Origin of the sequence: Pseudomonas sp. PWP3-1b2, assembly GCF_049896045.1 — a bacterium.
GTDB classification, from domain to species: domain Bacteria; phylum Pseudomonadota; class Gammaproteobacteria; order Pseudomonadales; family Pseudomonadaceae; genus Aquipseudomonas; species Aquipseudomonas antarctica_B.
This window is the reverse complement of record NZ_JAFCTN010000005.1, coordinates 65,461-77,461: the sequence shown is the minus strand read 5'-3', so window position 1 is coordinate 77,461 and position 12,001 is coordinate 65,461. Positions and strand designations below refer to the sequence as shown.

Annotated in this window: 16 protein-coding genes; 11 read left to right on the top strand and 5 right to left on the bottom strand. The window is 60.9% G+C overall.

Features of this window, described 5'->3' with window-relative positions; all coding sequences use genetic code 11:
* Positions 1-194: 194 nt before the first annotated feature.
* Positions 195-842 (top strand): C40 family peptidase, encoded by a 648-nt coding sequence (locus ACP7A2_RS05065; RefSeq protein ID WP_426133436.1) that lies wholly within the window; start codon positions 195-197, stop codon positions 840-842.
* A 145-nt stretch (positions 843-987) separates the two neighbouring features.
* On the opposite strand, the gene ACP7A2_RS05060 is transcribed toward ACP7A2_RS05065, so the two are convergent.
* Positions 988-2,022, bottom strand: a complete 1,035-nt coding sequence (locus ACP7A2_RS05060) for a type IV pilus twitching motility protein PilT (RefSeq protein WP_426133347.1) — start codon at positions 2,020-2,022, stop codon at positions 988-990.
* Between the two features lie 57 nt (positions 2,023-2,079).
* Here ACP7A2_RS05060 and ACP7A2_RS05055 point away from each other — a divergent pair, with 57 nt between their 5' ends.
* From ACP7A2_RS05055 to ACP7A2_RS05015, 9 genes are all read left to right on the top strand, one after another.
* Entirely contained in the window at positions 2,080-2,775 is a 696-nt protein-coding gene (locus ACP7A2_RS05055; RefSeq protein WP_426133346.1) for a YggS family pyridoxal phosphate-dependent enzyme, read from the top strand.
* Positions 2,776-2,799: 24 nt separating this feature from the next.
* A complete protein-coding gene (proC, locus tag ACP7A2_RS05050) occupies positions 2,800-3,618 on the top strand; it encodes a pyrroline-5-carboxylate reductase (protein WP_375066471.1) in 819 nt (272 codons plus the stop codon).
* Between the two features lie 35 nt (positions 3,619-3,653).
* Positions 3,654-4,241 (top strand): YggT family protein, encoded by a 588-nt coding sequence (locus tag ACP7A2_RS05045; protein ID WP_426133345.1) that lies wholly within the window; start codon positions 3,654-3,656, stop codon positions 4,239-4,241.
* 208 nt (positions 4,242-4,449) lie between these two features.
* Positions 4,450-5,589 carry a homoserine O-succinyltransferase MetX gene (gene metX, locus ACP7A2_RS05040; RefSeq protein ID WP_426133344.1) on the top strand — a complete coding sequence of 380 codons (1,140 nt, stop codon included), beginning with the start codon at positions 4,450-4,452 and terminating at the stop codon, positions 5,587-5,589.
* A 7-nt stretch (positions 5,590-5,596) separates the two neighbouring features.
* The gene (gene metW / locus ACP7A2_RS05035) at positions 5,597-6,217 is read left to right on the top strand and encodes a methionine biosynthesis protein MetW (RefSeq protein ID WP_426133343.1); all 621 of its coding nucleotides are present in this window, start codon (positions 5,597-5,599) and stop codon (positions 6,215-6,217) included.
* Between the two features lie 21 nt (positions 6,218-6,238).
* A complete protein-coding gene (locus ACP7A2_RS05030) occupies positions 6,239-6,673 on the top strand; it encodes a DUF4426 domain-containing protein (RefSeq protein WP_348056988.1) in 435 nt (144 codons plus the stop codon).
* Positions 6,670-7,266: an RdgB/HAM1 family non-canonical purine NTP pyrophosphatase gene (gene rdgB / locus ACP7A2_RS05025; RefSeq protein WP_348056986.1), complete on the top strand. Its 597-nt coding sequence runs from the start codon at positions 6,670-6,672 to the stop codon at positions 7,264-7,266. Before ACP7A2_RS05030 ends, rdgB begins: the two co-directional genes overlap by 4 nt.
* A 1-nt stretch (position 7,267) precedes the next feature.
* Positions 7,268-8,470, top strand: a complete 1,203-nt coding sequence (hemW, locus tag ACP7A2_RS05020) for a radical SAM family heme chaperone HemW (RefSeq protein ID WP_426133342.1) — start codon at positions 7,268-7,270, stop codon at positions 8,468-8,470.
* A gap of 19 nt (positions 8,471-8,489) precedes the next feature.
* On the top strand, positions 8,490-8,813 hold the full coding sequence (locus ACP7A2_RS05015; protein WP_034133991.1) for a DUF3392 domain-containing protein: 324 nt from the start codon (positions 8,490-8,492) through the stop codon (positions 8,811-8,813).
* A 128-nt stretch (positions 8,814-8,941) separates the two neighbouring features.
* Here ACP7A2_RS05015 and trmB read toward each other — a convergent pair whose 3' ends face one another.
* The 4 genes from trmB to ACP7A2_RS04995 form a co-directional block, all read right to left on the bottom strand.
* Positions 8,942-9,667 carry a tRNA (guanosine(46)-N7)-methyltransferase TrmB gene (gene trmB / locus ACP7A2_RS05010; RefSeq protein ID WP_426133341.1) on the bottom strand — a complete coding sequence of 242 codons (726 nt, stop codon included), beginning with the start codon at positions 9,665-9,667 and terminating at the stop codon, positions 8,942-8,944.
* A 9-nt stretch (positions 9,668-9,676) separates the two neighbouring features.
* Positions 9,677-10,471, bottom strand: coding sequence for a thiazole synthase (locus ACP7A2_RS05005; protein WP_348056980.1), 795 nt, complete (start codon positions 10,469-10,471; stop codon positions 9,677-9,679).
* A 52-nt stretch (positions 10,472-10,523) separates the two neighbouring features.
* Positions 10,524-10,724: a sulfur carrier protein ThiS gene (gene thiS / locus ACP7A2_RS05000; protein WP_178112716.1), complete on the bottom strand. Its 201-nt coding sequence runs from the start codon at positions 10,722-10,724 to the stop codon at positions 10,524-10,526.
* A gap of 71 nt (positions 10,725-10,795) precedes the next feature.
* Entirely contained in the window at positions 10,796-11,173 is a 378-nt protein-coding gene (locus ACP7A2_RS04995) for a DUF423 domain-containing protein (RefSeq protein ID WP_348056976.1), read from the bottom strand.
* A gap of 74 nt (positions 11,174-11,247) precedes the next feature.
* Here ACP7A2_RS04995 and mtgA point away from each other — a divergent pair, with 74 nt between their 5' ends.
* Positions 11,248-11,970: a monofunctional biosynthetic peptidoglycan transglycosylase gene (gene mtgA, locus ACP7A2_RS04990; RefSeq protein ID WP_426133340.1), complete on the top strand. Its 723-nt coding sequence runs from the start codon at positions 11,248-11,250 to the stop codon at positions 11,968-11,970.
* The last annotated feature ends 31 nt before the right edge of the window (positions 11,971-12,001 follow it).

Sequence of the window (12,001 nt, the reverse complement as noted above, 5' to 3'; positions counted from 1 at the left end):
TACGGGCGCCCGACGTACGGCCAATGGTATCTTCCTTCCCGCAAAGCCTTATGCCACCTGACTTCTGTCGGACAATTGCGACGATTCGCCGCGTTTTTCCTGAAGTTGACCACAGGGTTCAGTCGACAAACGGCCTGAGAACGACACCAAAAGCTGATATAAAGTTGCGCGCAAACCTAAAAGAGCCACGCCTAATGCGACCATTTTTCAAGACATGGCTAACCATTTGCCTATTAATGCCACTGGCCGCCCACGCCACCAATCGTGAGCAACGACTTCCTAATGTTAACGGTTTCACCCCTAAGGCTCACAGCACACCTGGCACTGCCAAATCGGTAAAGCTGACCGTCAACCGCCCCACTGTAGTGAACAACACTCATGGCAAGCACGGTAAAACAGCCCCAGGCTTGATGGCCGTCAACACCAAACAAAGCAGCAATGTCCTCAGCCGCGCCGTTAACGTGCTCGGTACCCCTTATCGTTGGGGCGGCAGCAGCCCAAGTAAAGGGTTCGACTGCAGTGGTTTGGTGAAATACGCGTTTAACGACGTAAAAGCGGTGGATTTGCCACGCACCTCCAACGCCATGGCTGCCGGCCACGGGTTGAAAGTTGATCGCAAAGACCTCAAACCGGGCGACCTGCTGTTCTTCAAGTTGAAGAGCCGCCAGGTTAACCACGTTGCCATCTACCTGGGCAACGACCGTTTTATCCACGCACCGCGCCGTGGCAAGTCGGTCAGCATCGACACGCTGAAAAAGCCGTTCTGGGACAAGAACTACGTGATCGCCAAGCGGGTTCTGCCTAAAGAGCAGAACAACAACCTGCGGGTTGTTCAGCGCTGATACCAACAGGCACCAGCCTCCCCAGTTGAAATGCATTCAACTGTGGAAGCTGGCTTGCCTGCGATAGCGGACTGCCAGGCAGTACCCTGCACGCTGACACTCCCTCATCGCAGGCAAGCCTGCTCCCACACTGATTTCATCAGCCTCAGATATCCCCAGGCACCCTCGCCTGCTCCCGCGCATCCTCCCGGCTGATCAGCCCTTCACTGACCAACGCCTTCAAGCTCATGTCCAGCGTCTTCATCCCCAACGCCCCACCGGTTTGAATGGCCGAGACCATTTGCGCCACTTTGTCCTCGCGGATCAAATTCCGAATGGCTGGCGTGCCCAGCATGATTTCATGGGCGGCCACCCGACCGCCGCCGAGCTTCTTCACCAATACCTGCGAAACCACTGCCTGCAGCGACTCCGACAGCATCGAGCGCACCATTGCCTTTTCCCCCGCCGGGAACACGTCCACCAGCCGGTCCACGCTCTTTGCCGCCGACGAAGTGTGCAGCGTGCCAAATACCAGGTGCCCGGTCTCAGCCGCCGTCAGCGCAAGCCGAATGGTTTCGAGGTCGCGCAGCTCGCCCACCAGAATCACGTCCGGGTCCTCACGCAACGCCGAACGCAGGGCCGCTGAAAAGCTGTGGGTGTCGCGGTGCACCTGGCGCTGGTTGATCAGCGCGGTTTTTGGCCGGTGGATAAATTCGATAGGGTCTTCCAGCGTGAGGATGTGCTGGCGCCGATGACTGTTGAGAAAATCGATCATCGCCGCCAGCGTGGTGGATTTGCCGGACCCGGTAGGCCCGGTCACCAGCACCAGCCCACGGGGCAACTGGGCAATACGCTGGAACACCGCTCCTAGTCCGAGGCTTTCCAGGCTCTGAACTTCGCACGGAATAGTGCGAAACACCGCCCCCATGCCGCGATCCTGCTGGAACACGTTGGCCCTGAACCGCCCCACGCCCGGCAGCTCGAACGCAAAATCCGTTTCAAGAGATGTTTCGAAATCCTTTTGCTGGTGCTGATTGAGTAAAGGGCTCAACAGGTCCGCTACTTGCGTAGGCGAAAGCACCGGCGCATCCAGCGGCCAGACCTCGCCGTCGATTCTCAGCATCGGCGCCAGGCCGGCCGACAAATGCAGGTCGGAGGCGCCACGGCGCACGCCTGCCGTCAGCAATTCAGTGATATCCATAGGGCTTTCCATTTCCAGTAGAATGCCGCGGACTCCATATCCACGGGTGCATCTTGAATGTCGACGATAGCAGACAACATTGGCCAGGTTAGCCAGCGCATCCGCGCCGCGGCCCACGCCGTGCAGCGCGACGAAAGCAGCATCCACCTGCTGGCCGTGAGCAAGACCAAACCCGCGCAAGCGGTGCGCGATGCCTATGCCGCCGGGATGCACGATTTTGGCGAGAACTATCTGCAGGAAGCCTTGGGCAAACAGGCCGAATTAACCGACCTGCCCTTGAGTTGGCACTTCATCGGCCCCATTCAATCGAACAAGACTCGCGCGATCGCCGAGAACTTCGCTTGGGTGCATTCCGTGGACCGCCTTAAAATCGCACAACGCCTCTCCGAGCAACGCCCGGCCGACCTGCCGCCGCTGAACATCTGCATCCAGGTCAACGTCAGTGGCGAAGCCAGCAAGTCCGGCTGTACGCCCGCCGACCTGCCGGCGCTGGCAGAGGCGATCAGCGCCCTGCCGCGTTTGAAACTGCGTGGGTTGATGGCAATCCCCGAGCCGACCGACGATCGCGCCGAGCAAGACGCAGCATTCGCCACCGTGCGCGACCTGCAAGCCAGCTTGAACCTGGCGCTGGACACACTTTCCATGGGCATGAGCCACGACCTTGAGTCGGCCATCGCCCAAGGCGCCACCTGGGTGCGGATCGGTACCGCGCTGTTTGGCGCCCGCGACTACGGCCAGCCGCTAAATGGCTGACTTCCATTTGAGTAAGGACCTGTCATGAGCGACACGCGTATTGCCTTTATCGGCGCCGGTAACATGGCAGCCAGCTTGATCGGCGGCCTGCGGGCCAAAGGCCTGCAAGCCCAGCAGATTCGCGCCAGCGACCCGGGCGCCGACACCCGCGCCCGCGTCAGCGCCGAGCACGGTATCGAAACCTTTGCCGACAACGCCGAGGCCATTCAAGGCGTGGATGTGATCGTGCTGGCGGTCAAGCCGCAAGCCATGAAAGCCGTGTGCGAAAGCCTGCGCCCGAGCCTGCAACCCCATCAATTGGTGGTGTCGATTGCCGCCGGTATCACGTGCGCCAGCATGAACACCTGGCTCGGCGCCCAGCCCATCGTGCGCTGCATGCCCAACACCCCGTCGCTGCTGCGCCAGGGCGTGAGCGGTTTGTATGCCACGCATGAAGTCACGGCCCAACAGCGTGATCAGGCTCAGGATCTGCTGTCCGCCGTGGGCATCGCGCTGTGGCTGGAACAGGAACAGCAACTGGACGCGGTCACCGCCGTGTCCGGCAGTGGCCCGGCGTATTTCTTTCTGTTGATCGAAGCCATGACTGCCGCCGGTGTGAAACTCGGCCTGCCCCACGAAGTGGCCGAGCAATTGGCCGAACAAACGGCTCTGGGCGCTGCGAAGATGGCGGTGGCCAGCGACGCAGACGCCGCTGAACTGCGCCGCCGGGTGACCTCGCCGGGTGGCACCACACAAGCGGCCATTGAATCGTTTCAAGCCGGGGGCTTTGAAGCCCTGGTGGAAAAGGCACTGGGTGCCGCTGCACATCGTTCGGCCGAAATGGCCGAACAGTTGGGCAAATAGTCGTCCCCTGCAACTGGACTAGATAGGAAACAAACATGCTCGGAATCAATGACGCTGCCATTTTTATCATTCAGACCCTGGGCAGCCTGTACCTGCTGATCGTGCTGATGCGTTTTATCCTGCAACTGGTGCGGGCGAACTTCTACAACCCGCTGTGCCAGTTCGTGGTCAGGGCCACGCAACCGCTGCTCAAGCCACTGCGCCGCGTGATCCCGAGCATGTTCGGGCTGGACATGTCGTCGCTGGTGCTGGCGCTGCTGCTGCAAATTCTGTTGTTCGTGGTGATCCTGCTGTTGAAAGGCTACGTGGCCCACACCGTGCTGCTGTTGCCATGGGGCCTGATCGGTATTTTCTCGCTGTTTTTGAAGATCATCTTCTGGTCGATGATCATCAGCGTGATCCTCTCGTGGGTCGCACCGGGCAGCCGCAGCCCTGGCGCTGAACTGGTGGCGCAGATTACCGAGCCGGTGCTGGCGCCGTTCCGTCGGCTGATCCCGAACCTGGGCGGCCTGGATATCTCGCCGATCTTCGCGTTTATCGCGATCCAGCTGCTGCAAAGCTGGTTGATTCCGCGTTTGGCGTACTTTGCGAACATGCCAACAGAGCTGTTTGGTTTGATCTGACACGGTCTCCTGTGGGAGCGGGCTTGTGTGGGAGCCGGGCTTGCCCGCGATGCAGGCACCTCGGTGTGTCAGTGACACCGCGGTGATGCAATCGCAGGCAAGCCAGCTCCCACACAAGTTCACTCCCCCATTGTGTATCTGCGGGTTTGCTTGCCGCTGGGGTTCCCGCTCTTTAGACTTACGCCTCATTTAAACGAGAGCAGGGTCGATGCCAACTGCCTTCCCCCCCGATTCTGTTGGACTGGTCGTGCCCCAAGTGGCGCACTTCAGCGAACCACTGGCCCTGGCCTGTGGCCGTTCGCTGCCAGCCTACGACCTGATCTACGAAACCTACGGCCAACTGAACGCCACGGCGAGCAACGCCGTGCTGATCTGCCACGCCCTGTCCGGCCATCACCACGCTGCCGGGTTTCACTCCGTCGACGAGCGCAAGCCCGGCTGGTGGGACAGCTGCATCGGCCCCGGCAAGCCCATCGACACCACCAAATTCTTTGTGGTCAGCCTGAACAACCTCGGCGGCTGCAACGGTTCCACCGGCCCGAGCAGCATCAACCCGGAAACCGGCAAGCCGTTCGGCGCCGACTTCCCGGTGCTGACCGTGGAAGACTGGGTGCACAGCCAGGCGCACCTCGCTGACCTGCTGGGCATTCACCAATGGGCGGCGGTGATCGGCGGCAGCCTGGGCGGCATGCAGGCGTTGCAATGGACCATCACCTACCCGGACCGCGTACGTCACTGCCTGGCCATCGCTTCGGCGCCAAAACTGTCGGCGCAAAACATCGCCTTCAACGAAGTGGCGCGCCAAGCCATCCTCACCGACCCCGAGTTTCACGGTGGTTCGTTCCAGGAAGCCGGCGTGATCCCCAAGCGTGGCTTGATGCTGGCGCGCATGGTCGGGCACATCACCTACCTGTCCGATGACTCCATGGGCGAGAAATTCGGCCGTGGCCTCAAGAGCGAGAAGCTCAACTACGATTTTCACAGCGTCGAGTTCCAGGTGGAAAGCTACCTGCGCTATCAGGGCGAGGAGTTTTCCGGGCGTTTCGACGCCAACACCTACTTGCTGATGACCAAGGCGCTGGATTACTTCGACCCGGCGGCGAACCACGACGACGACCTGGCGAAAACCTTCGAGGTCGCCACGGCCAAGTTCTGTGTGATGTCGTTCACCACCGACTGGCGTTTCTCGCCGGCGCGCTCGCGTGAACTGGTGGACGCGTTGATGGCTGCGCGCAAAGACGTCTGCTACCTGGAGATCGACGCTCCGCAAGGCCACGACGCCTTCCTGATTCCGATCCCGCGTTACTTGCAGGCCTTTAGCAACTACATGAACCGGATTACTGTGTGAGAACGCCATGAGAGCCGACCTGGAAATCATCCAAGACTGGATCCCCGCCGGCAGCCGCGTGCTCGACCTTGGTTGCGGCGATGGCGAACTGCTGAGCTGGCTGCGGGACAACAAGCAAGTCACCGGCTATGGCCTCGAAAACGACCCGGACAACATCGCCCAGTGCGTGGCCAAGGGCATCAACGTGATCGAGCAGGACCTGGACAAGGGCCTGGGCAATTTTGCCAGCAACAGCTTCGACATCGTGGTGATGACCCAGGCCCTGCAGGCTGTGCACTACCCGGACCGCATTCTCGACGAAATGCTGCGCGTGGGCCGCCAGTGCATCATCACGTTCCCCAACTTCGGCCACTGGCGTTGCCGCTGGTACCTGGCCACCAAAGGCCGTATGCCGGTGTCGGACTTCCTGCCGTACACCTGGTACAACACGCCGAACATTCACTTCTGCACTTTCGAAGACTTCGAAGCCTTGTGCGGCGAGCGTCAGGCCAAGGTCATCAACCGCCTTGCCGTCGATCAACAACACCGCCACGGCTGGGCGAGTAAGCTATGGCCCAACCTGTTGGGCGAAATTGGTATTTACCGGGTCAGCAGCCCTGGCCTGACCGACCACAAGATTGCCGTCTAATCATTTTCAAGAGGGACGCTCATGAGTCGTTTGGCTATTTTTTTATTGACCACCTTGCTGGGCGCCAACGCCATGGCCGCCGACGTTATCGACCCTAACCGCACCAAGGAATTTGGCGACATCACCGTGCGCTACAACACGTTTACCTCAAGCTTTCTGCAACCGGAAACGGCTCAGGCCGTGGGCGTGGTGCGCAGCAAGAACAAGGGCTTGATCAACGTGTCGGTGTTCAAGGGCGTAACGCCCGTGGTGGCGCAAGTGACCGGCACCATCAAAGACCTGAGTGGCAAAAGCGAAGTGCTGACATTCAAGCAAATCACCGAAAAGGGTTCGACCAACTACCTCGCGCCTTACTCCGTGCCACAGCAGGAGTTCAAGACTTTCACCATCAACGTTGAAACCGGCGGCAAAGCCCACGGTTTCAGTTTTGTCCAAGAACTGTTTCCGGCCGAATGATGAACCTCACCCAACTCGTACTCGCCAGCCATAACGCCGGCAAACTCAAAGAACTTCAGGCCATGCTCGGCGAGTCCGTGCAACTGCGCTCAATTGGCGAGTTCAGCCAGGTGGAGCCGGAAGAAACCGGCCTGTCGTTTGTCGAGAACGCCATCCTCAAGGCACGCAACGCAGCACGCATTTCCGGCCTGCCCGCGCTGGCGGACGATTCCGGGTTGGCGGTGGATTTTCTCGGCGGCGCACCGGGTATCTATTCGGCGCGTTATGCCGACGGCAAAGGCGACGCGGCGAATAACGCCAAGTTGCTCGACGCGCTCAAGGATGTGCCGGACGCGATGCGCGGTGCACAGTTCGTCTGCGTGCTGGCCCTGGTGCGCCATGCCGACGACCCGCTGCCGATTCTCTGCGAAGGCCTGTGGCACGGGCGCATCCTGCAGGCAGCCAGTGGCGAACATGGGTTTGGCTATGACCCGCTGTTCTGGGTGCCGGAACGCAATGTTTCCAGCGCCGAACTGAGCCCGGCCGACAAGAATCAGATCAGCCACCGCGCCCGCGCCATGGTCTTGCTGCGCCAGCGCCTGGGCCTGAACTGAAATGACCCAGAACACCTCTGCGCAGCCGCTGATTCACGGCGGCGCGCAAACGCCTCGGGCGGCTTTGCCTGTGCTGCCGCCCCTGGCGCTGTACATCCACATTCCGTGGTGCGTACGCAAATGCCCGTATTGCGACTTCAACTCCCACACCGCCAGCAAGGTGCTGCCGGAAGAAGCGTATGTGGACGCGTTGCTCGCCGACCTGGATCAAGACCTGCACGCGGTTTACGGCCGTGAACTCAGTTCGATCTTCTTTGGCGGCGGCACGCCGAGCCTGTTCAGCGCCGCCGCGCTGGGCCGCTTGCTCAAGGACGTGGAGGCACGCATTGCGTTTGCCAGCGACATCGAGATCACCCTGGAAGCCAACCCCGGGACCTTCGAACAAGAGAAGTTCGTGGCGTACCGCAAGCTTGGTATCAATCGGCTGTCCATCGGCATTCAGAGCTTCCAGCAACAAAAACTTGAAGCGCTGGGCCGCATCCACAACGGCGACGAAGCCGTGCGCGCCGCCGGCATGGCCCGCCAGGCCGGGTTCGATAACTTCAACCTGGACTTGATGCACGGCTTGCCCGATCAGTCCCTGGAAGATGCGCTGAGTGACCTGCGCCAAGCCATCGCCCTGAAACCAACACACCTGTCGTGGTACCAACTGACCCTGGAACCCAACACCGTGTTCTGGAACCAGCCGCCCGCGCTGCCCGAAGACGACACGCTGTGGGACATTCAGGAAGCCGGTCAGGCGCTGCTCGCCGAACACGGTTACGCGCAGTATGAAGTCTCAGCCTACGCCCAACCCGGTCGCCCGGCGCTGCATAACCTGAATTACTGGAGCTTCGGCGACTTTATCGGTATCGGCGCCGGCGCCCACGGCAAGCTCAGCCACCCGGACGGGCGCATCGTGCGCACCTGGAAAACCCGCGCGCCGAAGGACTACCTTAATCCGGCCAAAAGCTTCCAGGCGGGGGCGAAAGAACTGACTAACGAAGAGCTGCCTTTCGAGTTTCTGATGAACGCGTTGCGCCTCACCGAAGGTGTTGATTCAGCGCTGTACGCCGAGCGCACCGGCCTCGACCTGGCCAGCATCGAGGAAGGGCGCCGCGAGGCAGAACAAAGTGGCTTAATGCAGGTCGAACCGTCACGCCTGGCGGCCACCGACCGCGGGCAACTCTTTCTCAATGACCTGTTGCAGACGTTTTTGAGCTGATCGCTCTTAAGGAAATCGAATGGATTTGGTACTCGACCTGCTCGCCACCGTATCCCGCTGGAGCCGCAGCAACCTGTCGGAAATTTCCCTGGCCCTTGTCGGCTGTTTGCTGGTGCTGTTTGGCGCTGACATCAAGGGCTGGGTGGAAGCGCGACTTGGCAGCATCGCTGGCGCGTTGCGCGTACCGTTGATGGCGTTACTGTGCCTGATCGGCAGCGGCGCGGCGTTGATCTATGCCACGCCGTGGATTGTGCGCGGGTTGAGCCAGTTCAATAACTACAGCCTGGCGCCGGTGCTGGTGGTGGTGCTGGTGTTGATTGGCGTAGTAGCCGACCGCCGCTGATTTAAAGCCCAACACAAAACAAATGTGGGAGCTGGCTTGCCTGCGATGCAGACACCTCGGTGTATCAGTGATACCCAGGTGATGCTATCGCAGGCAAGCCAGCTCCCACATTTTTTGCTCGCGTATTGTCAGTCGATCTTCTCGAACTTCAAATCCCACACCCCATGCCCCAATCGCTCGCCGCGGCGTTCGAACTTGGTGATTGGGCGCTCGGCCGGGCGTGGCACGCATTTGCCGTCTTCGGCCAGGTTGCGGTAGCCAGGGGCGACGGCCATCACTTCCAGCATGTATTCGGCGTACGGTTCCCAGTCGGTGGCCATGTGCAGAATGCCGCCCACCTTGAGCTTGCTGCGCACCAACTCCGCGAAGGAAGCCTGGACGATGCGGCGCTTGTGGTGACGGGATTTGTGCCATGGGTCGGGGAAGAACAGCATCAGGCGGTCGAGGCTGTTGTCGGCGATGCAGCGGTTGAGCACTTCGATCGCGTCGCAGTCGTAAACCCGCAGGTTCGTCAGGCCCTGAGTGAGCACGCCGTTGAGCAGCGCGCCGACACCCGGACGGTGCACTTCAACGCCGATGAAATCCTGTTCCGGCGAGGCTGCGGCCATTTCCAGCAGGGAGTGGCCCATGCCAAAACCGATTTCCAGGGAACGCGGGGCCGAACGGCCGAACACCTGATCGTAGTCCACCGGCGCGTCGGCCAGCGGCAACACGAACAGCGGCGTGCCTTGCTCCAGGCCCTTTTGCTGGCCTTCGGTCATGCGACCGGCGCGCATCACAAAACTCTTGATGCGGCGGTGCTTGGACTCGTCGCCTTCTTCCACGGTGTTCGGCGTTTCGTTTGATTCAGTCATCAATGGCTCTTACTTGATCAGACCATCCAGCGGCGAGGAGGCGCTGGCGTAGAGTTTTTTCGGCATACGGCCAGCGAGGTAGGCCAGACGGCCCGCGACGATGGCGTGGTTCATGGCTTCGGCCATCATGATCGGCTGCTGGGCGTGGGCGATGGCTGAGTTCATCAGCACCGCATCGCAGCCCAGTTCCATGGCGATGGTGGCATCGGAGGCAGTGCCCACGCCCGCATCCACCAGCACCGGGATTTTGGCTTCTTCGAGGATGATCTGCAGGTTGTACGGGTTGCAGATGCCCAGGCCCGAACCGATCAGACCGGCCAGCGGCATCACGGCGATACAGCCGATTTCAGCCAGTTGGCGCGCGATGATCGGGTCATCGCTGGTGTAGACCATCACGTCAAAACCTTCCTTGACCAATGTTTCTGCGGCCTTGAGGGTTTCGATCACGTTGGGGAACAGGGTTTTCTGGTCGGCCAATACTTCCAGCTTCACCAGGTTGTGGCCGTCGAGCAGCTCACGGGCCAGGCGGCAGGTGCGCACGGCTTCAATGGCGTCGTAGCAACCGGCGGTGTTCGGCAGGAAGGTATAGCGGTCCGGCGACAGCACTTGCAGCAGGTTCGGCTCGCCTTCGATCTGGCCGAGGTTGGTGCGGCGCACGGCAAAGGTGACGATCTCGGCGCCCGAGGCTTCGATGGCCAGACGGGTTTCTTCCATGTCGCGGTACTTGCCGGTGCCGACCAGCAGGCGGGACTGGTAGGTACGACCGGCCAGGACGAAGGGCTTGTCGCTACGAACGATGCTCATGGGAAATCCTCGAAATGGGGTGAGGTTCTGCAGAATTCAGCAAGCTGCGCGACTAGCCGCCGCCGATGGCGTGGACCACTTCGACCTGGTCACCCTCGGTGAGCGCGGTCTCGGCATGCTGGCTACGCGGGACGATATCCAGGTTGAGCTCCACTGCGACGCGACGCCCGGTTAAATCCAGACGGGTCAGCAGGGCCGCAACGGTTTCACCGTCGGGCAGTTCAAGGGGTTCGCCGTTCAACTGAATGCGCATGCCGCAAGCCGCCATCGTTTTTAGGGGCCAGCATTCTAGCCCGATTGGCGTTGCCGGCCCAAGCCCCCCGGTCAGATGGGCTGCAATCGCCAGGCGGCCAAACCGAGGAAGAACCAGCCGAGCAGGAACGCCAGCCCGCCAAACGGCGTGATGATGCCGAGCTTGCTGAAACCAGTCAGCGTCAACACGTACAGGCTGCCGGAGAACAGCAGGATACCGACGGCAAACGAGATACCTGCCCAGCCAATCAATCGGCCAGGAATGTGCGCGGCCAGCAGCGCCACGCCAAACAGTGCCAACGCGTGGACCAATTGGTAGGTGACGCCGGTGTGGAAGATCGCCAGGTACTCGGCACTGAGGCGGTTTTTCAGGCCGTGGGCGGCAAAAGCGCCAAGGGCGACGCCGGTAAAGCCGAAAAAGGCAGCCAGCATCAGAAAGCTACGCAGCATGAGGAACTCCAGTCAGACTCATCGGGCAGGGTCTGTATAATGGCCCGCTCAACGGGTTCGGCCAAGCCATCTCTATGCTGCGTCTCCTCTTCAAACGCTTACTCAACGTCGTGAAATGGTTTGCCATCGCCAGTGTGCTGTTGGTGCTGCTGTTTCGCGTCGTGCCGCCGCCGTTTACCGCCTTGATGGTGGAGCGCAAGGTCGAATCCTGGTTCGACGGCGAACCGATTGACCTGCAGCGCACCTGGGTGCCGTGGGATGAGATCTCCGACGACCTTAAAGTGGCGGTGATGGCCGGTGAAGACCAGCGTTTCCCGCAGCACTGGGGTTTTGATTTCGACGCGATCCAGGCGGCGATCCTGCACAACGAGCGCGGCGGTTCAATTCGCGGCGCCAGCACGTTGAGCCAGCAGGTGTCGAAAAACCTGTTCCTGTGGACCGGCCGCAGCTATCTGCGCAAGGGCCTGGAGGCGTGGTTTACCGGGCTGATCGAAGTGTTGTGGCCCAAGCAGCGGATTCTTGAGGTGTACCTCAACAGCGTGGAATGGGATGACGGCGTGTTTGGCGCGGAGGCGGCGGCGCGGCATCACTTTGGCGTCAGTGCCAAGGGGCTTTCTCGCCAGCAGGCGAGCTATCTGGCGGCGGTACTGCCCAACCCACGGGTGTGGAGTGCCAGCCATCCGACGGCGTATGTGGCAAGGCGGGCGGCGTGGATTCGGCAGCAGATGAGCCAATTGGGCGGGGATGGTTACCTGGTGGAGCTGAACAACTCCAGAAAAGCCCCTTGGTCTGACTGACACACTGCAAAACACCTGTGGGAGCTGGCTT

Coding starts and splice junctions, on each gene's coding strand:
- ACP7A2_RS05065 (WP_426133436.1), top strand. CDS start 195: ATGCGACCATTTTTCAAGACATGGCTAACCATTTGCCTATTAATGCCA.
- ACP7A2_RS05060 (WP_426133347.1), bottom strand. CDS start 2,022: ATGGATATCACTGAATTGCTGACGGCAGGCGTGCGCCGTGGCGCCTCC.
- ACP7A2_RS05055 (WP_426133346.1), top strand. CDS start 2,080: ATGTCGACGATAGCAGACAACATTGGCCAGGTTAGCCAGCGCATCCGC.
- proC (WP_375066471.1), top strand. CDS start 2,800: ATGAGCGACACGCGTATTGCCTTTATCGGCGCCGGTAACATGGCAGCC.
- ACP7A2_RS05045 (WP_426133345.1), top strand. CDS start 3,654: ATGCTCGGAATCAATGACGCTGCCATTTTTATCATTCAGACCCTGGGC.
- metX (WP_426133344.1), top strand. CDS start 4,450: ATGCCAACTGCCTTCCCCCCCGATTCTGTTGGACTGGTCGTGCCCCAA.
- metW (WP_426133343.1), top strand. CDS start 5,597: ATGAGAGCCGACCTGGAAATCATCCAAGACTGGATCCCCGCCGGCAGC.
- ACP7A2_RS05030 (WP_348056988.1), top strand. CDS start 6,239: ATGAGTCGTTTGGCTATTTTTTTATTGACCACCTTGCTGGGCGCCAAC.
- rdgB (WP_348056986.1), top strand. CDS start 6,670: ATGATGAACCTCACCCAACTCGTACTCGCCAGCCATAACGCCGGCAAA.
- hemW (WP_426133342.1), top strand. CDS start 7,268: ATGACCCAGAACACCTCTGCGCAGCCGCTGATTCACGGCGGCGCGCAA.
- ACP7A2_RS05015 (WP_034133991.1), top strand. CDS start 8,490: ATGGATTTGGTACTCGACCTGCTCGCCACCGTATCCCGCTGGAGCCGC.
- trmB (WP_426133341.1), bottom strand. CDS start 9,667: ATGACTGAATCAAACGAAACGCCGAACACCGTGGAAGAAGGCGACGAG.
- ACP7A2_RS05005 (WP_348056980.1), bottom strand. CDS start 10,471: ATGAGCATCGTTCGTAGCGACAAGCCCTTCGTCCTGGCCGGTCGTACC.
- thiS (WP_178112716.1), bottom strand. CDS start 10,724: ATGCGCATTCAGTTGAACGGCGAACCCCTTGAACTGCCCGACGGTGAA.
- ACP7A2_RS04995 (WP_348056976.1), bottom strand. CDS start 11,173: ATGCTGCGTAGCTTTCTGATGCTGGCTGCCTTTTTCGGCTTTACCGGC.
- mtgA (WP_426133340.1), top strand. CDS start 11,248: ATGCTGCGTCTCCTCTTCAAACGCTTACTCAACGTCGTGAAATGGTTT.